21 protein-coding genes and 1 pseudogene are annotated in these 18963 nt (G+C 50.9%); 18 read left to right on the top strand and 4 right to left on the bottom strand.

The genetic code is table 11. The features are described 5' to 3' along the window. Positions 1 to 42 precede the first annotated feature (42 nt). From B5E84_RS15705 to B5E84_RS15675, 7 genes are all read left to right on the top strand, one after another. On the top strand, positions 43 to 315 hold the full coding sequence (locus B5E84_RS15705) for a head-tail connector protein (RefSeq protein WP_087224452.1): 273 nt from the start codon (positions 43 to 45) through the stop codon (positions 313 to 315). A 9-nt stretch (positions 316 to 324) separates the two neighbouring features. Beyond that, on the top strand, positions 325 to 666 hold the full coding sequence (locus tag B5E84_RS15700) for a phage head closure protein (RefSeq protein ID WP_087224450.1): 342 nt from the start codon (positions 325 to 327) through the stop codon (positions 664 to 666). A gap of 32 nt (positions 667 to 698) precedes the next feature. After that, positions 699 to 1049: an HK97 gp10 family phage protein gene (locus B5E84_RS15695; protein ID WP_330374276.1), complete on the top strand. Its 351-nt coding sequence runs from the start codon at positions 699 to 701 to the stop codon at positions 1047 to 1049. Between the two features lie 2 nt (positions 1050 to 1051). Continuing rightward, positions 1052 to 1381, top strand: coding sequence for a hypothetical protein (locus tag B5E84_RS15690; RefSeq protein WP_087224470.1), 330 nt, complete (start codon positions 1052 to 1054; stop codon positions 1379 to 1381). Next, positions 1374 to 1964: a major tail protein gene (locus tag B5E84_RS15685; protein WP_087224446.1), complete on the top strand. Its 591-nt coding sequence runs from the start codon at positions 1374 to 1376 to the stop codon at positions 1962 to 1964. Before B5E84_RS15690 ends, B5E84_RS15685 begins: the two co-directional genes overlap by 8 nt. 95 nt (positions 1965 to 2059) lie before the next feature. Continuing rightward, positions 2060 to 3097, top strand: a complete 1038-nt coding sequence (locus B5E84_RS15680; protein ID WP_162612877.1) for a winged helix-turn-helix transcriptional regulator — start codon at positions 2060 to 2062, stop codon at positions 3095 to 3097. A 587-nt stretch (positions 3098 to 3684) separates the two neighbouring features. Continuing rightward, a complete protein-coding gene (locus B5E84_RS15675) occupies positions 3685 to 4644 on the top strand; it encodes an alcohol dehydrogenase catalytic domain-containing protein (protein WP_087224442.1) in 960 nt (319 codons plus the stop codon). Positions 4645 to 4716: 72 nt separating this feature from the next. Here the strand turns inward: B5E84_RS15675 and B5E84_RS15670 are convergent, their stop codons facing one another. Then, on the bottom strand, positions 4717 to 5625 hold the full coding sequence (locus tag B5E84_RS15670) for a helix-turn-helix domain-containing protein (RefSeq protein ID WP_087224440.1): 909 nt from the start codon (positions 5623 to 5625) through the stop codon (positions 4717 to 4719). Between the two features lie 109 nt (positions 5626 to 5734). Here B5E84_RS15670 and B5E84_RS15665 point away from each other — a divergent pair, with 109 nt between their 5' ends. The 6 genes and pseudogenes from B5E84_RS15665 (at position 5735) to B5E84_RS15640 (ending at position 9248) form a co-directional block, all read left to right on the top strand. Beyond that, entirely contained in the window at positions 5735 to 6334 is a 600-nt protein-coding gene (locus tag B5E84_RS15665; RefSeq protein WP_242963409.1) for a sigma-70 RNA polymerase sigma factor region 4 domain-containing protein, read from the top strand. Next, entirely contained in the window at positions 6324 to 6527 is a 204-nt protein-coding gene (locus B5E84_RS15660) for a helix-turn-helix domain-containing protein (protein WP_087224436.1), read from the top strand. The genes B5E84_RS15665 and B5E84_RS15660 overlap by 11 nt, the downstream gene beginning before the upstream one ends. A gap of 85 nt (positions 6528 to 6612) precedes the next feature. Next, positions 6613 to 6759 (top strand): annotated as a pseudogene (locus B5E84_RS21515) (DUF3795 domain-containing protein); the annotation flags it as partial. Between the two features lie 140 nt (positions 6760 to 6899). Continuing rightward, on the top strand, positions 6900 to 7364 hold the full coding sequence (locus tag B5E84_RS15650) for a low molecular weight protein-tyrosine-phosphatase (RefSeq protein ID WP_087224434.1): 465 nt from the start codon (positions 6900 to 6902) through the stop codon (positions 7362 to 7364). Next, a complete protein-coding gene (locus B5E84_RS15645) occupies positions 7354 to 8184 on the top strand; it encodes a MerR family transcriptional regulator (RefSeq protein ID WP_087224432.1) in 831 nt (276 codons plus the stop codon). The genes B5E84_RS15650 and B5E84_RS15645 overlap by 11 nt, the downstream gene beginning before the upstream one ends. Before the next feature lie 377 nt (positions 8185 to 8561). After that, a complete protein-coding gene (locus tag B5E84_RS15640) occupies positions 8562 to 9248 on the top strand; it encodes a DUF554 domain-containing protein (RefSeq protein WP_087224430.1) in 687 nt (228 codons plus the stop codon). A gap of 144 nt (positions 9249 to 9392) precedes the next feature. Here B5E84_RS15640 and B5E84_RS15635 read toward each other — a convergent pair whose 3' ends face one another. Then, positions 9393 to 10202: a TIGR02452 family protein gene (locus tag B5E84_RS15635; RefSeq protein ID WP_162612876.1), complete on the bottom strand. Its 810-nt coding sequence runs from the start codon at positions 10200 to 10202 to the stop codon at positions 9393 to 9395. Between the two features lie 568 nt (positions 10203 to 10770). On the opposite strand from B5E84_RS15635, the gene B5E84_RS15630 reads away from it, so the two are divergent. Further along, complete coding sequence (locus B5E84_RS15630; protein ID WP_087224425.1) at positions 10771 to 11946, top strand: MFS transporter; 1176 nt, start codon at positions 10771 to 10773, stop codon at positions 11944 to 11946. On the opposite strand, the gene B5E84_RS15625 is transcribed toward B5E84_RS15630, so the two are convergent. Then, a complete protein-coding gene (locus tag B5E84_RS15625; protein ID WP_087224424.1) occupies positions 11925 to 12566 on the bottom strand; it encodes a Crp/Fnr family transcriptional regulator in 642 nt (213 codons plus the stop codon). The genes B5E84_RS15630 and B5E84_RS15625 overlap by 22 nt on opposite strands. Before the next feature lie 135 nt (positions 12567 to 12701). Next, a complete protein-coding gene (ymfI, locus tag B5E84_RS15620) occupies positions 12702 to 13433 on the bottom strand; it encodes an elongation factor P 5-aminopentanone reductase (RefSeq protein ID WP_087224422.1) in 732 nt (243 codons plus the stop codon). 175 nt (positions 13434 to 13608) lie between these two features. Between ymfI and trxB the strand changes: the two genes are divergently transcribed. The 4 genes from trxB to B5E84_RS15600 all read left to right on the top strand — a co-directional run bounded on the left by trxB (position 13609) and on the right by B5E84_RS15600 (position 18870). Further along, entirely contained in the window at positions 13609 to 14526 is a 918-nt protein-coding gene (gene trxB, locus B5E84_RS15615) for a thioredoxin-disulfide reductase (protein WP_087224420.1), read from the top strand. 15 nt (positions 14527 to 14541) lie between these two features. Then, the gene (locus tag B5E84_RS15610) at positions 14542 to 15756 is read left to right on the top strand and encodes a C40 family peptidase (protein WP_087224419.1); all 1215 of its coding nucleotides are present in this window, start codon (positions 14542 to 14544) and stop codon (positions 15754 to 15756) included. A gap of 748 nt (positions 15757 to 16504) precedes the next feature. After that, on the top strand, positions 16505 to 16786 hold the full coding sequence (locus tag B5E84_RS15605; RefSeq protein WP_087224417.1) for a DUF6110 family protein: 282 nt from the start codon (positions 16505 to 16507) through the stop codon (positions 16784 to 16786). Positions 16787 to 16788: 2 nt separating this feature from the next. Further along, positions 16789 to 18870, top strand: coding sequence for a heavy metal translocating P-type ATPase (locus B5E84_RS15600; protein WP_087224415.1), 2082 nt, complete (start codon positions 16789 to 16791; stop codon positions 18868 to 18870). Positions 18871 to 18963: the final 93 nt, after the last annotated feature.

Genomic DNA, 18963 nt, shown 5'->3' with positions numbered 1-18963 from the left:
ATAGTGTGAGAAAGGCAAGGCTATTTATACGAGGTGATGTGGATGGTAGTGACATTAGAAGAAATGAAGAATTATCTCAGGGTGGACTTTGAGGATGATGACGCGCTGCTTTCCGGCATCATTGCTCAAAGTCAGCAGTTGTGTGTGGACATCGCAAGACTTTCTGAGGAAGCATTTGAGAAACAGAAGGTAAGTAAGATTGCGATGATGTATGCAGTAGCTTACCTGTATGAGCACAGGGAAGAGGCTGACCATCATGCTCTTACTTTATCGTTGAGGTCGCTTTTGTTTGGTGTAAGAGAACCGGGATTTTAGGAGGTGCTGATGAACATTGGACTTTTGAATGAGAAGGTAACCTTCCAGAAGAATGAACTAGTGGTAGATGCAATCGGCAATCATAAGAATGCTTGGGTTGATTTCTACAGTTGTTCGGCAACGATTGGCGGTGAAGGTCTGGCAAGCTCCAAGGAAAAAGAAGAGGCAGGAACCCTTGTGGAGGATGTGGGAATGACGGTAATTATTCGTTATTGTAAGAAAGCATCCGAGATTGGTTCTACTACGCACAGGTTGATTTTTCATGGAGAGATTTATGATATTACAAATGTGAATCATATGAATTTTAAGAAGAAAAGTCTGAAATTCAGCTGTAGGAAAGTGAGGCGGTAAAGATGACCAGGGACAGATGCAGGGTGGATGAGATGGCACATGTCATCATGGAAGGTTTGCAGGAATATGCAGACCTTGCGACAGAGGATATGAAAGCCGCTGTGAAAAAGGCAGGCAGGAAAGCAAAAAGTGATGTGCAGGCAGGAGCACCTGTGGATACCGGTCAGTATAAGAAAAGCTGGACGGTGAAAACCACAAAGGAAAGTGCCAATGCGATGGAAGTGACAGTACATTCCAAGAACCATTACCAGCTGGCACATCTTTTAGGATTTGGTCATGCCAAACGGGGTGGCGGCAGAACGAGAGCATTTCCGCATATTGCTCCGGCAGAGGAAGCTGCAGCTGAACTTTTGGAAAGAGAAGTGGAGGCGGCGTTGAAATGACAATGGAAAAGTTAGTGGAAATGCTGCAGGAGATAAAGATACCTTTTGCGTATGACCACTTTGCAGAAGGGGAAAGTCCTAAGCCACCCTTTATCTGCTATCTCTTACCCGGCAGCAATAACTTTGCTGCAGATGGGAAGGTGTATTTCAAGGTAAATGAGGTTCATATAGAACTGTACACGGATTTTAAGGCTTTGGATCTGGAGAAGAGGGTCGAGGACAGCTTTGATTCTCATGATATTTTCTATAACAAATCTGAAACATGGATTGAAAGCGAAAAGCTTTATGAAGTCCTATATATTTTTGAAATGGAGGGTTTGAACGATGGCTAAAAATAAAGTCAAATACAATCTTAAGAATGCACACTATGCAATGCTTAAGGTGGATGAAGAGGGAGTGATTTCTTTTGATACTCCTGTGGCTTTGCCTGGTGCGGTATCAATTTCTTTGGATGCCAATGGGGAACCAGAGAATTTTTATGCAGATGGTGTGGCTTATTACGTGATCAATAACAACATGGGCTACGATGGAGATTTGGAGCTTGCAATCATTCCGGAAGATTTCAGGGTATCTGCTCTGAATGAATCTCTGGATGATAATAAGGTTCTGATTGAGGATGCGAATTCCGAGCTGAATGCGTTTGCATTGCTTTTCGAGTTTGATGGCGATGTGAAGCATATCAGACATGTACTTTATAACTGCTCGGCATCAAGGCCTGGTATCGAGGGTAAGACCAATGAGGATTCCAAGGAAGTGCAGACGGAAACACTTACGATTAAGGCAACACCGCTTCCTTCCGGAGTGGTGAAGGCAAAGACTGGAAATGAGACAGATACTTCTGTTTATACCGATTGGTACAAGGCAGTTTATATGCCGTCTTTTACCGGTGTGAATACGGATACTGAGACAGTGTAAGGTAAATGGAGCTGAGGCTGATGCTTTAGCTCCAGATTTTTTGAAGGGAGACTATGCATATTCTTGATGAGCGTTCTTTTAAACGAGTAGAATCAGTGAAAACAAGAGATTATTTTAAGAATTGCTCCGTATTAAGTGGCAAAATAATTTGTGGAGAGTGTGGTTCTGTATATACACGACAGGTAAGGAAATTATCTGGTGGTGACCGGATATATGATTGGATGTGTGCAAGATACAGGGAGTTTGGGAGAAAAACTCCTAACCAATATAAGCCTTGGGTGAGTAACCGTACTAGTGTAAGATTTTCGGAAGAAGGCTGTGATAACATTACGATTAAACAGGAAACTGTTTATAAGGTATTGAATGACATAAAATGTGAATACTTTGGAAGTGATAATCAACTGATAGGAGATACAATAGGACTTTTAAAGGAAAGTATTGAACGTTGTAAAAAAGATGATACTATGCAGAAAGAAATTGAAAACATAGAATATGAGATAGAACGGTTAAATGAAACAATCCGTAACCTTACAGAAAATATGTTGGACGGGGTTATTAGTAAAGAAACCTATAAAGATATGGTGAAACGATATGAAGAGGAGCGAATGGAGTGGGATAGCCAGTTGTCCGGTATGAAAGGCAAAGGGGACAAAGTCAAGACATTAGAAGATAGAATAAGGGATATAGAGGCTGCGTTAAATGAAGAAACATTGGAGGAGGCCACCATCAGTTCTATTTTGGAGTACATAGATAAAATATATGTCTATACGGATAGATTTGAGATAACATTTCATATGGATAAGGTGCTGAGTGTAGAAAACCATGAACTGCTGAAGGAGTTGGAATCTTCCTCAAGGTTGGTTTACATGATTGCCAAAGAAGATATGAAATATAAGAGAAATGCACTGGATAAAACCAATGAAATCATATATAATGCAATCAAGGAAAACAGCAAAATTCAGATACAGGAATTGGCGGAGTTGACAGGCCTGAGCAGAACCACCATACATTTCAGAATACAGAGATTTAAAGAGTTAGGATACTTGGGCCACAGAACAGAGCCTGGAAGAAAAAAAGAGTGGGAAATTTATAGAGAATTGGACTCTGGAATAGAACGTGTAGACGCAGGATAAGAAACTGTGTGGTAGATAACGAATCCCCTAAATGGAATTACAATAACTGTTTAGGGGATTTGAAATACTCCCATAGTAGTTTGCCGCCTCATGATGTACGAAAAGAAAGTTTAACAAAAGGAAAGTTGGTTTTGTGAAAAATGAATAAAAAATTGAATGAAAATTTAGTGAAAAGCGATGAAAATAAAGGGAAAAGCTCAATTTCTGTGCTCATGGTATGCCACGGCAGTATCTTGAAAAGTCCCGGAAAAGCCAGTAAAATCAATGGTTTCACGGAGAAAAACGGCGTTTACTACACCACTACTACACCATTTTAGAAAGAACCTTGATGTGACAAATTTTAATAGACGAAAACGCAAGCGGTGGTATTCCTAAGTAGGAGTATTGCCGCTTGTTTCATGCAGTGGATATGAATCTTGAGTAAATGCTCATGTGACACAAATTAACACAAAAAGGTTTGATAGACGCCACCCCATTATTCCGTATTCCACAAAGAGAATCAAGCAATTTTTTCGTAGGAACAGGCAAGTATTTTGACGGTCATTTCTGTAAAATGGGATTAAACAACCAAACAGGAGGTAAAGACAATGGCAACAATGCGAGCAATACAGGTAGCAGCAAAAGGCGAGCCTATGACATTAGTGGAAATCCCTATTCCTCAGCCGGGAAAAGGACAGGTGCTTTTGAAAGTTGAGGCGTGCGGTATCTGTCATGGCGATTCCAAAGTAATTGAGGGCGCGGCGTCCTCATATCCCCGTATTCCCGGACATGAGGTAGTCGGGATTGTAGACAAGCTAGGCGAGGAAGTCAGCCAGTGGAAAGTAGGCCAGCGTGTGGGAATCGGCTGGCATGGCGGGCATGGACATACAACCGCACTTACAACGGACGGCGGCTATGCAGAGTATATGGTAGCTTACGAGGATGGGCTGATTGCCATTCCCGACGAAATTACCGCCGAAGAAGCCGCCCCGCTGCTTTGTGCAGGAGAAACAACATTCAGCGCACTTCATAACAGCAGCGCAAGACCCGGCGATTTAGTAGCAATATCCGGCGTCGGAGGATTAGGACACCTTGCAATACAGTATGCGAAAAAAGCCGGATATGAGGTAGTGGCTATCTCCCGCGGCAAGGATAAGGAACAGCTTGCAAGAGAACTGGGCGCACATCATTATATCGACAGTGAAAAGGAAAATGCCGCTGAAACCTTGCAGGCTTTGGGAGGCGCAAAAGTTATCCTTGCAACTGCTCCTAATGCAGATGTCATTTCCTCACTTATGGGCGGGCTGGGTACTGGAGGAGAGTTAATTATTGCCGCCGTAGACGATAATCCGCTCAAATGGTCTGCTATGGATTTTCTGAATGGCCCCAATACGGTCAAGGGTACTTTCACAGACATAAAGGAAATGGAGGCTGCTGTCCGATTCAGCATTTTAACCAATGTTCGCCCTATGATTGAAGTATTCCCGTTGGAGCGGGCAAAAGAGGCATACGAAAAAATGATGGCAGCAAAAACACATTTCCGCGCTGTACTGCGTATGGAGAAATAAATGTGTTATCTGCCCTCTACGGACAGAAAGGCACAGTTACAAAAAACTGCGCCTTTCTTCCGTATCGGAGCATTACGTTTTCTTTGCCTGCGCCCCGATACACTCTTTTATTTCCTGAACATCTTTTTGCGGGGAACGGCCAAACATACGTCGATAATCGCGGATAAATTGCGACACACTTTCATAGCCGACTTCCATAGCTGCGTCCGTTACATTTGCCGAGTTGTCCAACATAAGGCGGCGGGCTTCCATAAGGCGAAGTTTCTTTTGACATTGTAATGGCCCCATGCCTACGGCGCTTTTGAATTTTTGATGAAAGCTGGACAGGCTCATATTGCCCTGTTCTGCTAAATCCTCAACCGAAAAATCAATTTTGTAGTTTTGTTTAATCCAGCTATTGATGTAATAAATATCTCCTGCCTGCTGAATATTGATAATGTTTTGCATAAACTGCTTTCCATGCAGCCCGGTAATAAGGTCAAATATCAATTCCTTTTTCAAATGCTTTCCCATAAAGGATAATTCCGAAGAAGTCATGGAAAAGAGCCGCACAACGATATTTATAATTTTTTCATCAGTACAGGAAAATACAGGTTCAGATGTGTTTTCGTCAAATATTTTTTCAGGCAAATCGCCGTCAATATCCAGCATGACGGAAATCACATCGTCCAAAGAGAACTCTATCAGAAGTGCGGCAAACGTATTTTCTGATAATGCAGAAAAAGTTTCTGCTGTCCGAGGGCTGTCAATGGCAGAAATAAAATATTGTCCCGGAGAATAATCGCAAAATCCGTTCTCATTGTAAAGCCGCATATTTCCGTCTACCACAAGGAGAATGTAGGGATTTCCCATATCCGGCAAAAGAAAATTATGTCGATTGCAGAACAAGATAGAAATATAGGGAATGGCAGTTTTATTAAGCCCATTTGTTAATTCAAACCGGCTTATGTATGAACTTAAAATTTCATTAAAGTTTTCCATGCTATCGCCTCGCAAATACGCTTTTGTCTTGTTCTGATTATATCATAGTCCAGCCCAAATTACAGCAATCTTTAAGTGGCAAAGCCAGCCGAGCCAGAGGGCGGTCAAGATGAACGGCGCGTACCGCGCCGCCGTTGACAGCCCCGCCCGCCTTTGCAGGAGGGTAATCAAGGGGCGACAGCAAAGAGTGCTGCCGCCCCCTGTTTATCATAAACGCAGCCCGTCAACCATGCACAAGCCTTTGAGGAAAGGGGGAATTTCCATGACCTGTACGGAAGAATACAAAGAGCATATCGAGTACACGTTCCACGCTTTTTGTAAAGTCGTTATCCGCAACGCTATGTGTACTGCTGTCAGAACAAGGAACCGCAAATACAAAAGAGAAATATCCCTTGAATACCTCACAGAAGAAAAATACCACCCTTTAGGCACGAACGATAAATGTTTTCAAGCCCCGGAGCCGGACGAGGAATACATACTGAACCTTTGCGGCGATACGGTTGTCTTGAACAACGGCCTGCTGGTACAAGCCCTCTCCCGTCTGCCGGTTGAGAAACAGGAAATGCTTTACCTGTCCTTTTACCGCCGCATTTCACAGGAGAAAATCGGCAAGCTATACGGGCACAGCTGCAGCGCGACCGGCCGCCGTATCCGTAAGTCTATACAGCGGCTTTATGAGGAAATGGAGAAAATGGCGTATGAGGAATAGCCGACTTCTTCCCTACGAAACAATCATAAAAGCCACCAGCGGCGAGCCGGAGGCAGTCAACACTGTTTTACAGCATTACCGGGGGCTTATCTGTTATTACTTTCTTGTTGATGGACGGGTAGACCGGGACACAGAGGACTACATCACAGAAACGCTATTGACCGCAATTTTCAAATATGAGTTTGGAAGATAACGCCGCAGACAGCTATACTTATGTGACGAAATAGAGTATAATAAAGCCAGCGACAAAAAGAATTTACCGAAAGAAATAGGCAACTATGAAAATGCCAGAAAAAATTAATATAAGTATGTTTGCTCCATGCGGAGTGAATTGTAAAGTTTGTTATAAGCACTGTTACCATAAAAACCCTTGTGCTGGGTGTTTGAATAGTGATAAAGGGAAACCTGAACATTGTCGTGAATGCAAAAACTACACCATTTGCCCGTGAATTTGCGTAGATTTATATAGAATTGCGTGAGTTTAGGGCAAAACAGAAAAATCGAAAAAAGCGCCGAAAAGCCCATAAAATCAAGGTTTGAAGGCTTATGAAGGGATATAAGAGATATGATTAAAATACTATTTATCTGCCACGGCAACATCTGCCGCTCCCCCATGGCCGAATTCGTCCTCCGCGATATGGCCGCCCGCCGCGGCCTGGGGGATCGTTTATTCGTTGCCTCCGCCGCCACCAGCACGGAGGAGATCGGCAACCCGGTTCACCGGGGGACCAGGGAGAAGTTGCGGGAGCACGGGATCAGCACCGACGGGAAACGGGCGGTGCAGTTAAAGAAAAGCGACTATGACCAGTACGACTATCTTCTGGGCATGGAGAGCTGGAACCTCACTAACATGATGCGGATTCTGAAAAACGACCCGGAGCACAAGGTTCACCGTCTGTTAGATTTCTCCGACCGTCCCAGGGACATCGCCGACCCCTGGTACACCGGCAATTTCGACGTGACCTACGACGACGTAGTGGAAGGTTGCGAGGCATTTCTGGCCCATTTGGAGGAGACCGGTGAAATCTGACCGGCAAGAGCTTTTCACCATCGGCGAGATTGCAAAGCTTTTCGACATCAATATCCGCACGCTGCGCTATTACGACGGGGCCGGCCTGCTGAAACCGGAGCGGACGGATGAAACCACCGGCTACCGCTACTATTCCACCAAGCAGTTTGAGCGCTTAAACGCCATCAAATACCTCCGCGCCCTGGATATGCCCATCGAGCGGATCCTCCGTTTCTTTGAAAATAAGGACACAGACACCCTGATGGCCCTGCTAAAGGAGCAGCAGGAGGAGACCCGGCTGCAGCAGGAACGGCTGGAACAGATTTCCAGAAAATTACAGCGGAGAATCAGCCAGCTCTCCGACGCCCTGGAGTCCCGTCTGGAGGAAATCCAGGTGAAACACCTCCCCAGGCGCCCGGTGGCCTTTCTGCGCCGGGACATTTCCCTGGAGGAGGATCTGGAATACCCCATCCGGGAGCTGGAGCGTAGCAGTGAGCTGAAAGCCGCCATGTTTCTGGGAAAGGTGGGGGTTTCTATCCCGCGGGAACGGATTCTGCGCCGCCAGTTTACCGGCTTTTCCCAGATTTTTGTGCTGTTGGAGCAGGAGGACGGCTACCACGGCAAGGAGGAATACTTGGAGGAGAGCGACTGGATCACCGTCCGCTACTCCGGCACCCACAAAAACGCCGGTCATTACTATGAAAGGATGCTGGATTTCATGGAAAACCAGGGCTTAAAATGCCGGGGGGATTCCGTGGAAATCACCCTCATCGACTCCGGTTTCACCAACGACACGGACAAATACATCACGGAACTTCAGCTGCCAGTGAAAGAAATGTAAAACGGCAGGAACGAACCGTCAAAACAGCCCATCAAAACAAAGCGCCAAAACAAATGCGCGGATATAAAACAAAAAAATCCGACAAAAATTTTTCCGTCCTATTGACCCTCCACTAACTGGAGGGTTTATTGTTTAACAGGAAACTTTGTTTCCTGTTAAACAATAATGCTCCGCAAGGAGGCGCACTCCGCGCAAAGGAAGATGGCTGCTGACGCAGCCGCGCTCCGGCGCGAGTGTGCGCCAAGTGCACACTTTTTGTTTCCTATAAACATAACCCTGCGGAACCTATCAAAGCCAGCCGCGGCCCCAAAATCCGCCCGGCCAAGCCACCCAGTTTCCGCAGGCCCAGACTACATCACAAGGAGGCACCAAACCCTATGCTAGGAACCATCGTAAACACCACAACCATTCTCACCGGCAGCATCATCGGCAGCCGGATCAATAAAGGAATTAAGGAGGAGCACCAGCAGGTCATGTTTAACGCCATGGGCCTGGCGGCCTTCGGACTGGGCATCAACTCCGTTGTCCAGAATATGCCAAACAGCGCCTACCCCGTGCTCTTTATCATTAGCCTGGCCGTGGGTAGCCTGGTGGGAGAGCTGCTGGACATTGACGGCCGGTTTAAACGGCTGACGGACCGCTTTTCCGGGGGAAACAGCCTGGCTCAGGGCCTGTCCACGGGGATTCTCCTGTTCTGCGTGGGAACCCTGTCCATCCTAGGCCCCATCCAGAGCGCCCTCTACGGGGACAACACCTATTTGTTTACAAACGCCACCCTGGATTTCTTCTCCGCCACCGTCCTGGCGTCCACCTACGGAATCGGGATGTGCGCCGCGGCTATCGTGCTGTTTTGCTGGCAGGGGGCCATTTACCTCTGCGCCGGTTTCCTGGGCCCATTTTTGTCCCAGGAGCTGCTGACCGAGATCTCCGTCATCGGCGGTTTCCTCATTGCCAGCTCCGGAATGTCCATTTTGAACGTGAAACAGTTTAAAACCATGAATATGCTCCCCTGCCTTCTGGTGCCCCCAGTGTGGTTCCTGATCAAAGGCGTGATCGGCCTGTAGGCTGTTGCCGTTCCGGCCGCGCCCGGCACAATGCTCTAAGAATCTGTTTCCCTACACCGATTGGCTTGCCGCACCGGGAATATTTCCCGGTGCGATATCAGGAAAGAAAGCGTTTCATCATATCTTCCAGATGAAAACCATTTTTCACTTCTTGAAAACGGATTGAAAAGACTCATAATTCGGACATACATTATGAGTTTTCTTGATCGCAAAAACAACTTTTTTAAAATATGCAGCATATTGTCGATCAATCAGCAATTTACGGAATACTTCTGCAACTAATTGCGGCGGATTGTTAAATGCACCACATCCAAAAGCACCAAGCACCAGATAATCGACTTCGTTCGCAATCGCTACTTCCAAAATATTTTGAATTCGATTCATAAATACCTTTTCCAGGTTCTCCCTACTGACTGGTTTCCGTTTCTGGGTATCATAATATGGAGCTGCACAGCTGATCACGTCTACTTGAAACCACTCCGAAAGCATTTCCGGAATCTCATCATCTGACTTAAATACGGTTATATTCGGAGAATAAATGATACGGTCTGAGCCCATATCTCCTGTATTCTTCTGATTCCATTTATAGTAATGGCGAATCATATACGGCACCGTCAGAGCTTCATATAAATTACTGCATCTGCAAAGGGACTCTTCCTGAGCAGGCGCACCGTTTTTTACTCCGCCGCCCGGATGATATGAATTGGCAAAATTCAGAACCGCTGTCTTTTTCCCTTCTTCAATTAAACTTTTTGCACAGCGCAACGTGGTATCTGCCACTACTGAAATGTCCGGATTTTCACACTTTGGCTCTGCGTTTATCGCCTGAAACTGTTCCAGATACAGGAGAGAACCCGCCTGAATCTTTCTTGTTTCTTCCCGCAGCTTTTCATTCTCTTTTATCTGTATCTGTGTATCGCGGAATGCCTCCATCAGTGCAATCTGGCTAGCCATACACGTCATCTCCTTTCCATATATTTTTGATAGCTATCCAAAAAGATGTTGGGGTCAAAAGGTATTTTGCCCCCCTTTGATACCGGATTGCTCCGCACTACGTGCTCCCGCAATCCTCAAAACATTCATAATCCGCTCATTTTTCTACGAAAAATGGCTGCTTATTCATGTTTTGGCGGGTCCCAAGGTCAAAAATCCTCTTGCAAGCAAGCTTGCATCGGATTTCCGACCTTTTGACCCTGGTATCCCAAAAACAATATAACATATTTTTTTCATAATTTCGTCCCCTGAAAAGCGACATTTTGTTTTTGATTATTGAAATTGTCCGCGAACAAATCTGCATGGCGGCCGTTTTGCTCTGTAAAACCGACCGTCGTAGGCCGCATTTGCAGCAGGAAACTGCGTTTCCCATGGCAGAAAAGCCTCCGGCGGGAGACGCGCACGTTTTCAAACCCCGCAGATCCCCAATCACTGCAAAAATTTTGTCATTCGGGTCAACTGACCTGTTTTTTTCATAGATTTTATCTTATGCTGACATCAGCATAAAGGAAAGCTAGGGAGGAACATCATGAGACGTATTTTAGAAAAGGGAGGAATTTTATCCTTATCGCTGATGCTGGTATCCACCTATTCCGTATCCGCCGTTATCCCTGAAATGATCCGGTTTTATGAGGGGTACGGGCGGAGCCAGGTGGAGCAGCTGATTTCCATATCATCCGTCGCGGTCACCCTGATCATCATTCTGAACCCGTGGATTTCCCAGATACTCAGCGACAGGGCCAGCATTGTGCTTGGCCTGCTGTTTCTGACTCTGGGCGGAGCCGCCCCGGTGTGGGTCCAGGACTATGGGGCAGTTTTTGTGGCGCGTCTGATCCAGGGCGCCGGCGTTGGCCTGATGAATGTATGCGCCATCGACATGATCAACCAGCGGTTTGAAGGGGATGAACGGTCGGCCCTGTTAGGCTATCGCGGTTCGGCGGAGACGGTGGGAAACGTCGTTTTAACTCTGATCGTGGGACGGATTCTGGGTTCCGGCGCGGAGTGGAGATACTGTTTCCTGATTTATTTCTTCGGAGCGGCAGTTTTGCTCCTCTATCTCCTGTTTGTGCCGAATGGAAAGAGAGAAAAGAAGGTTTGCAGGACAGAAGAACGGACCGGCCGGCGGATGGAGAAAGGCGGAAGGAACGGATATGTATTCTGCGGCCTCTGGGGCGGATTTTTTGTGGGAGTCAATACGTGCTGTACCATGCGAATCCCCAGTCTGGTTGTGGAAAAAGGGATTGGCACCGGGGCGCAGTCCAGCCTGGTTTTGAGCCTGATGATGATCACCGGAGTGTTCGCCGGAATGGCTTTCGGTGCGCTTAAGAAACGATATTCCGGCCGCCTTCAGGGAATCTCTTTGTGCGTTTGGGGCCTTGGCCTGGCAGTCATGGCCGCGGCGGGAAACCTGATCGTCCTCGGTCTTGGGGCGGTGATTGCGGGGTTTGCCAACAATATTCTGATTACCACCGTCTTTGAGGGCATTTCAGAACAATTTCCGCCCCAGGCGGTGAAGGCGGCGACCACCTGCGCCTTAGTGGGATGCAACCTGGGCTCGTCCGCATCCCCCTATGCCCTGAACGCGATTTCCTTTATAAATGGCGGAATGTCCGCGCCGTTTGTGGTATTTTCGGCAGCGGCCGTGGCGGCTGGCATTCTGAAACCGCGCGTCCCGCGGGAAAATCACAGCTGCGATATGGCCTGATAATTGGAAATCTGCTCCAAAAGCGGCCGGTCGGTGATCTGGATCCGCTTTTCCGAAACGCGGATGCAGCCCCGCTGGGTCAGAGTTTCCAGGGCGCGGTTGACGCTGCGGATGGGGGTCTGGGCCAGGACGGACAGGTTCTGTTTGGTCAGAAACTCCAAAGCGCCTGCGTCGTCATGGGCGAGGATGGCGCAGGCAACCCGCTCCTTCACGCTGCAGAGCTGGAGAAGGACGGCCCTGCGGGAATGATAGCGCAGTTTTTTCACCAGATGTTCGATCAGGCTTAAGGTAAAGTCAAAATCCAGTTTCATCCACTCCAGAACATAGGTTTTGTGCACCATGTAAATGGTGCTTTTTTCAACGGCGACCACCTCCGCCGTCTTGAGATCCTCACAGAAAATTTCCAGCTCGCCGAACATATCACCAGAGTGATAGCTGTCAATGAACGCCACGGCGCCGCTGTAGCCTTCCATGGTCGCCACACAGGAACCGGACTCGACGAGATAGAGATGGAGGTTGTCGCCGCCGGCGGTTAAAATATACTCCCCCTTCTCATAAACCCGCTTGATGAGAAAGGGACGGATCGGTTCCGGAATATTTGCAATGGTATGAAATAACATTTTCACTCTCCTTTGGAAATGGGGGCGCAGGGAAAAAGGGAACTGTAAAAAAGAGAAACGCCCCGCGGGGATTCCAGGCCCTGAAACAGCCGGAATGCCGCGGGGCGCCTCATTTTGACCTTAATTTCCGAAACGTCAGATCCACCCGCCGTCCAGCCCGATCACCTGTCCTGTCAGGTAATTGCTCTTATACGCCAGATGGTACACCAGATCCGCCACTTCCTCCGCCTTTCCCAGACGTCCCGCCGGGATCTCGTCCACCAGGCTGATCAGCTCGTCGTCCTCCATCCAGCGGTTCATCTCCGTGTCGATGGCCCCGCAGGCCACGGCGTTTACCTGGATGTTGCTGGGGCCCAGCTCCTTTGCCAGGGCCTTGGAAAAAGCGTTGATCCCGCCCTTGGTGGCGGAGTAGGCCACCTCGCAGGAGGCCCCGGCCACGCCCCAGACGGAGGAAATGTTGATGATCTTCCCCGCCTTCATGGACACCATGTCCGGCACCGCCAGGCGGCAGCAGTTAAACACGGAGGTCAGGTTCGTCTTTACGATCCGGTCCCAGTCCGCCGGGGTCATGTCCTGGAGCAGTCCAATGTAGGAAATGCCCGCGTTGTTTACCAGCACGTCCACGGAGCCGAACTGTTTCTTCACCTTCCCGAACATGGCCTGGCAGGTTTCCCAGTCCCCCATATCCCCCAAAAACGCCAGACAGGAGGTCTGGAAGGATTCAATATCCCGTTTCGCCTGCATCAGCCGGTCCTCGTTCCGCAGGCAGCTGATGGCCACATTGTAGCCCTTTTTCGCGAATTTCACGGCGATGGCCTTTCCGATTCCGCGGGAAGCGCCAGTCACCAGTACCGTTTTCTTTGCCATAAATCATCACCTCTTGCCTCCTATTATACCAGAAAACCGCCGTTGCGTAACCAGGATTCCGTCCAAACCTTAAAACTTTCTTACACCCCCGAATCTGGGATTGTATTCCGGACGCCATACATGATATACTATTCCTTGAACGGTAAAAATATGGAACGATAAAGGAGGGATTCCCATGGGCGAGATTTATGACGTAGTCATCATCGGCTCCGGCCCGGCAGGACTGGCGGCGGCCATCTACGCGGAGCGGGCGGAGCTAAATGCCATTGTAATAGAGAAAAATGTGGTCAGCGGCGGCCAGGTGCTCACCACCTACGAGGTGGATAATTACCCCGGCGTCCGCGGCATCGGCGGCTATGATCTGGGCATGAAGTTCAGAGAGCACGCCGACAGCCTGGGCGCGGATTTTGTGGAGGACGAGGTGCTCTGCATTGAGACGGAGGGAAAGGTGAAAAAAGTGGTCTGCGCCGGTCAGACCTACGAGACGAAAACGGTGATCATCGCCACGGGAGCCGGCCACAGGAAACTGGGCATCCCCGGCGAGGAGGAGCTCTCCGGCATGGGCGTTTCCTACTGCGCCACCTGCGACGGCGCCTTCTTCCGCGGCAAGACCACGGCAGTGATCGGCGGCGGCGACGTGGCCATCGAGGACGCCATTTTCCTGGCCCGCCTGTGCAAAAAGGTCTACCTGGTACACCGCCGGGATGAGCTGCGGGGAGCCAAGAGCCTGCAGAAGAAACTGTTTTCCCTGGAAAATGTGGAGCTGGTCTGGGACAGCGTCCCGGAGCGGATCGAGGGAGAGAATAAGGTGGAAAAACTGGTGGTTTCCAACGTAAAGACGAAGGAAACAAAGGAGCTGGAGCTCCAGGGCGTCTTTGTAGCCGTGGGCATCAACCCCAACAGCGCCCCCTTTGAGGGACTTGTGGAAATGGAAAACGGCTACATCAAGGCGGGAGAGGACTGCGCCACTTCCTGTCCCGGCATTTTCGCCGCCGGGGATGTGAGAACGAAGGGGCTGCGCCAGATCGTGACCGCTGTGTCCGACGGCGCCAATGCCATCACCAGCGTGGAGCGCTATCTCACGGAAGAATAAGGGGGACGCGGACGAATGAGAACAGACAGAATGAAAAACGGTTTCTGCGCCGCCCTTTTAACCGGCGGCCTGGCGGTCTTCGCCTGCGTTCCGGCGTGGGCGGACGAGGTACCGGCCCTTGGGCTCAGCGGCAACTCCGCTCACACCGTATTGGCCACCAGCGGGGACTCCTATGACTCCATCGCCATCAGCCAGGTGACAAACTACGTAAACGTGCGGGCCGAGGCCAATACCTCCAGCGCCGTGGTGGGGAAAATTTATGACGACTGCGCCGCCACCATCCTGGCTACCGTGTCGGGAGAGGGCGGAGACTGGTATCAGATCCGTTCCGGTACGGTGGAAGGTTACGTAAAGGCCCAGTATTTCATCACCGGAGACGAGGCGGAGGCAGTGGCGAAAGAGGTGGGCACCACCTACGCCACCGTCACCAGCAATTCCGGCCTGCGGCTGCGGGAAGGCCCGTCCCTGGAGACGGCCATCCTCACCACCCTGGATTCCGGGACAAGCTATGAGGTGATCGGAGAGCAGGACGGTTTCGCCCATCTGCTCATTGACGATACCCTTCAGGGATACGTTTCCTGCGACTACATCAGCACCCGGGTGGAGTTCCGGGAGGCGGTGAGTCTGGAGGAGGAGGCTGAAATGCAGCGGCAGAAGGAGCAGCAGCGGGCGGAGGCCGAGGCGGCCATCCAGAAACTGGAGCAGACGAAGGAGGAGAACATCATCCCCGTCAACCCGGCGGGAGACGGCACCTCCCACAGCACGGACGCTCCGCCGGTGGCGGACAGCCAGACGGGAACGGGCAGTCAGGGATCCCAGAGCAACGGCCCCGGCTACTTCACTCCCGAGGGAGAACAGGCCGTCATGAGCGCCACCAGAGAGGCTATCGTGGCCTATGCCAAGCAGTTTTTAGGAAATCCTTATGTCTACGGAGGCTCCAGCCTGACAGACGGAACGGACTGTTCCGGATTTACCATGCGGATTTATGAGCATTTTGGCATCAGCACCGGCCGCAGCTCCAGAGACCAGGCGGCTAAGGGCAAAGAGATTCCCGTATCGGAGGTACAGCCCGGCGACCTGCTGTTCTACGCCAGCGGCGACACCATCAACCACGTGGCCATGTACATCGGCGGCGGACAGATCATCCACGCAGGCTCGTCCAAGACCGGCATCTGCATCGCCAATGCCAATTACCGTACGCCCTGTAAGGCTGTCACCTTCCTGGATTGACCGGAGGAGCGGAGCAGAGAGGCTACATAGAATAAAAACTCTGTCAAATGCGGAAAAAACAGCCACAGGGCGCAGGCTGCAATGTAAAACCATCTGATCAGACATCACAGAATTCATAAAACCGTTCCGGACGGAATGCGGAAACGACACCAGACACCTCGTTTTCGCCTGTCTGGAACGGTTTTCCTGTCTCCGGGAATCATCCTATCGCGGTCAATTTCTCCATAGTTTTCCTCTTTCATACACGCACAAAAATGGAAACCGCCGCAAAAAAAAACAGTTCGGACACCCAAATTGTTAAGACTACCTAATTGACATTAGGATGTCTTAACCGTAAAATAAAAGGAGGTACTTGTATACAAGGCTTTCGCCGTCCGGGACAGCGCATCTCGGAGGCAGAAAAGAGAGGCGGTAGAACAAAAGATGAAACAGCACAGATTTTGGGCATGGGCCATGCTTTTTTGTCAATAGGAAACTGCGTTTCCTATTGACAAAAAGCCTCCGGCGGAGGCGCACTCCGCGCAGAGGAAGATGGCTGCTGGCGCAGCCGCGCTCCGGCGCACGTGTGCACTGTAGCGCACACGTTTTCCAGTTTGATGGCTTTCTATACAGGCTATCGCCACAAATAGGCTGGCCAACCCAAACGGGCCGAATCCCCGCCCCGCGCAGCGGTTTCCCGACCGCCGCCCAAACGGGATAAAGGAAAAACATCACAAACCACAACACAAGAAGAAAGAAGGAATGAACAATGTTTGACTGCAAATATGGAAAAGCGTGCATCTGTTTCGCCACGGGAGTATTATTTGGAACGGCAGGCATCAAGCTGCTCTCCAGCCGGGATGCCAAAAAGGCGTATGTCCACACCACCGCCGCGGTGCTCCGCGCCAAAGAGTGCGTGATGGATACGGTAAACAAGGTGCAGGAGAACGCCGAGGACGTGCTTGCTGAGGCGAAGGCCGTGAACGAGGAGCGGGCGCAGAAAGAGGTGTTCGAGGCAGAGACGGCGGACGTTGAAACCGACGGGGAGTAATCATGAAACTTCGTATTGAGCATGAAATCAGAGGGCGGATCCGGTTTTCCACAAGCCTGGGCCGCCTGAATTCAGAGCAGGCGGACTGCCTGCTCTATTATCTTTTATCCCTTCCCGGAGTGAGGAGCGGGAAGGTGTACGAGCGCAGCGGAGACGGAGTGGTGTTCTATCAGGGGGAACGGAATGAGCTTTTGCGGCGGATTGCCGCCTTTTCCCTGGAGGACGAGTCCGTCCGGCGGCTGGTTCCGGAGTGCACCTCCCGGAAATTAAACGGGGAGTACCGGGAACGGCTCATCAGCCGGTTTGTAAAACGGGCCCTCTTTAACACCTTCGTGCCGTCCCCCATCCGCGCCGGATGGACCTGCTGCAAAGCCGTCCGCTACCTGGGCGCCGGCCTTGGCTGCGTCCTGCGCCGGAAACTGGAGGTGCCGGTACTGGACGCCACAGCCATCTCTGTGTCCCTGCTGCGGCGGGACTTTAACACCGCGTCCTCTGTCATGTTCCTGTTAGGCGTCGGTGAGCTGATGGAGGAGTGGACCCACAAAAAATCCGTGGCCGACCTGGCCGGCAGCATGGCCCTGGGCGTGGATTATGTTTGGCTGAAACGGGAGGAAGGAGACGTGCAGCTCCCCTTAGACCAGGTGCGGGAGGGCGACCTCATCCGCGTGGCCGTGGGCAGCATGATCCCTCTGGACGGCGTGGTGAGAGAGGGGGAGGCCATGGTCAACCAGGCATCCCTCACGGGTGAATCCATCCCAGTGAAAAAGGGGCCGGAATCCTCCGTTTACGCCGGTACCGTTCTGGAGGAAGGGGAGCTGGTCATCCAGGTGAAAAAAGCCGCCGGAAACACCCGCTATGAAAAAATCATCAAAATGCTGGAGGAGTCAGAAAAATTAAAATCCTCCTTAGAGAGCCGGGCGGAACACCTGGCGGACCGCCTGGTGCCCTACAGCTTTCTGGGGGCGGTGGCTACCTACGCCATCACCAGAAATCCCATGAAGGCCGTTTCCATCCTTATGGTGGACTTCTCCTGCGCCCTGAAACTGTCCATGCCGGTGGCAGTCCTCTCCGCCATGCGGGAGTGCAATGAGCGCCAGATCACCGTAAAGGGAGGAAAATTCCTGGAGGCCCTGGCCGAGGCAGACACCCTGGTCTTTGACAAGACCGGCACCCTCACCAAGGCGGAGCCGAAGGTGCGGGAAGTGCTGACCTTCGGAAAATGGGACCGGGATGAGATGCTGCGCCTGGCCGCCTGTCTGGAGGAACACTTCCCCCACTCCATCGCCAACGCGGTGGTGCGCCAGGCCGAAATCGAGAACTTAAAACACGAGGAAATGCACGCCAAAGTCAACTACGTGATCGCCCACGGCATCGCCTCCGAGGTGGCCGGCGAGGACGTGCGGATCGGCAGCCGTCATTTTATCTTTGAGGATGAAAAGTGCGCCGTGCCGGAAGACGAGACGGAGAAATTCGCCCACCTTCCAGAGGACTGCTCCCTGCTCTATCTGGCCATCGGCGGAGAGCTGGCTGCGGTCATCTGCATTGAGGATCCCCTCAGAGAGGAGGCCCCCGCGGTAGTGCGGCGCCTGAAAGAACTGGGCATTCAGAAGGTTGTGATGATGACCGGGGACAGCGAGCGCACCGCCCGCGCCATTGCCCGCCGGGTGGGCGTGGACGAGTACCATTCGGAGGTTCTGCCGGAAGACAAGGCGGCCTTTGTCCAGGCGGAACAGCGTGCCGGCCGCAAGGTGGTGATGATCGGGGACGGCATCAACGATTCCCCGGCCCTATCCGCCGCCGACGCAGGCATCGCCATCAGCGAGGGCGCCCAGCTGGCCAGGGAAATCGCCGACATCACCATTTCTCAGGACAATCTCTGGGGCCTGGCGGTGTTAAAGGAGATCAGCAATCAGCTGGTGAAACGGATTCACTGCAATTACCGCTTTGTGCTGGGCTTTAATTCCGGCCTGCTGGCCTTAGGCCTTCTCGGCGTCCTGGCTCCTGGCGCCAGCGCCTTTCTCCACAATATGTCCACCCTGGGCATCGGCCTTCACAGCATGACGAATTTGCTGGAAGGAGAGTAGAAAGGCTACGGATAAAAACAGGCGGCTGAAAAGCGCCGCCCATTTCCCTGCCCACACTCTAACTCCAAAACACAAAACCACCGCCAGTCCCTG

Source organism: Lachnoclostridium sp. An14 (genome assembly GCF_002160755.1).
GTDB lineage: Bacteria > Bacillota > Clostridia > Lachnospirales > Lachnospiraceae > Lachnoclostridium_A.
Note: the sequence above shows the minus strand (reverse complement) of the source record. Positions and strands in the feature narration are given on the sequence as shown.

What these genes read in the sequence shown, in the direction of transcription:
- B5E84_RS15705 (WP_087224452.1), top strand. Translation starts at nt 43, where the DNA reads ATGGTAGTGACATTAGAAGAAATGAAGAATTATCTCAGGGTGGACTTT.
- B5E84_RS15700 (WP_087224450.1), top strand. Translation starts at nt 325, where the DNA reads ATGAACATTGGACTTTTGAATGAGAAGGTAACCTTCCAGAAGAATGAA.
- B5E84_RS15695 (WP_330374276.1), top strand. Translation starts at nt 699, where the DNA reads ATGGCACATGTCATCATGGAAGGTTTGCAGGAATATGCAGACCTTGCG.
- B5E84_RS15690 (WP_087224470.1), top strand. Translation starts at nt 1,052, where the DNA reads ATGGAAAAGTTAGTGGAAATGCTGCAGGAGATAAAGATACCTTTTGCG.
- B5E84_RS15685 (WP_087224446.1), top strand. Translation starts at nt 1,374, where the DNA reads ATGGCTAAAAATAAAGTCAAATACAATCTTAAGAATGCACACTATGCA.
- B5E84_RS15675 (WP_087224442.1), top strand. Translation starts at nt 3,685, where the DNA reads ATGGCAACAATGCGAGCAATACAGGTAGCAGCAAAAGGCGAGCCTATG.
- B5E84_RS15670 (WP_087224440.1), bottom strand. Translation starts at nt 5,625, where the DNA reads ATGGAAAACTTTAATGAAATTTTAAGTTCATACATAAGCCGGTTTGAA.
- B5E84_RS15665 (WP_242963409.1), top strand. Translation starts at nt 5,735, where the DNA reads ATGAACGGCGCGTACCGCGCCGCCGTTGACAGCCCCGCCCGCCTTTGC.
- B5E84_RS15660 (WP_087224436.1), top strand. Translation starts at nt 6,324, where the DNA reads ATGAGGAATAGCCGACTTCTTCCCTACGAAACAATCATAAAAGCCACC.
- B5E84_RS15650 (WP_087224434.1), top strand. Translation starts at nt 6,900, where the DNA reads ATGATTAAAATACTATTTATCTGCCACGGCAACATCTGCCGCTCCCCC.
- B5E84_RS15640 (WP_087224430.1), top strand. Translation starts at nt 8,562, where the DNA reads ATGCTAGGAACCATCGTAAACACCACAACCATTCTCACCGGCAGCATC.
- B5E84_RS15635 (WP_162612876.1), bottom strand. Translation starts at nt 10,202, where the DNA reads ATGGCTAGCCAGATTGCACTGATGGAGGCATTCCGCGATACACAGATA.
- B5E84_RS15630 (WP_087224425.1), top strand. Translation starts at nt 10,771, where the DNA reads ATGAGACGTATTTTAGAAAAGGGAGGAATTTTATCCTTATCGCTGATG.
- B5E84_RS15625 (WP_087224424.1), bottom strand. Translation starts at nt 12,566, where the DNA reads ATGTTATTTCATACCATTGCAAATATTCCGGAACCGATCCGTCCCTTT.
- ymfI (WP_087224422.1), bottom strand. Translation starts at nt 13,433, where the DNA reads ATGGCAAAGAAAACGGTACTGGTGACTGGCGCTTCCCGCGGAATCGGA.
- trxB (WP_087224420.1), top strand. Translation starts at nt 13,609, where the DNA reads ATGGGCGAGATTTATGACGTAGTCATCATCGGCTCCGGCCCGGCAGGA.
- B5E84_RS15610 (WP_087224419.1), top strand. Translation starts at nt 14,542, where the DNA reads ATGAGAACAGACAGAATGAAAAACGGTTTCTGCGCCGCCCTTTTAACC.
- B5E84_RS15605 (WP_087224417.1), top strand. Translation starts at nt 16,505, where the DNA reads ATGTTTGACTGCAAATATGGAAAAGCGTGCATCTGTTTCGCCACGGGA.
- B5E84_RS15600 (WP_087224415.1), top strand. Translation starts at nt 16,789, where the DNA reads ATGAAACTTCGTATTGAGCATGAAATCAGAGGGCGGATCCGGTTTTCC.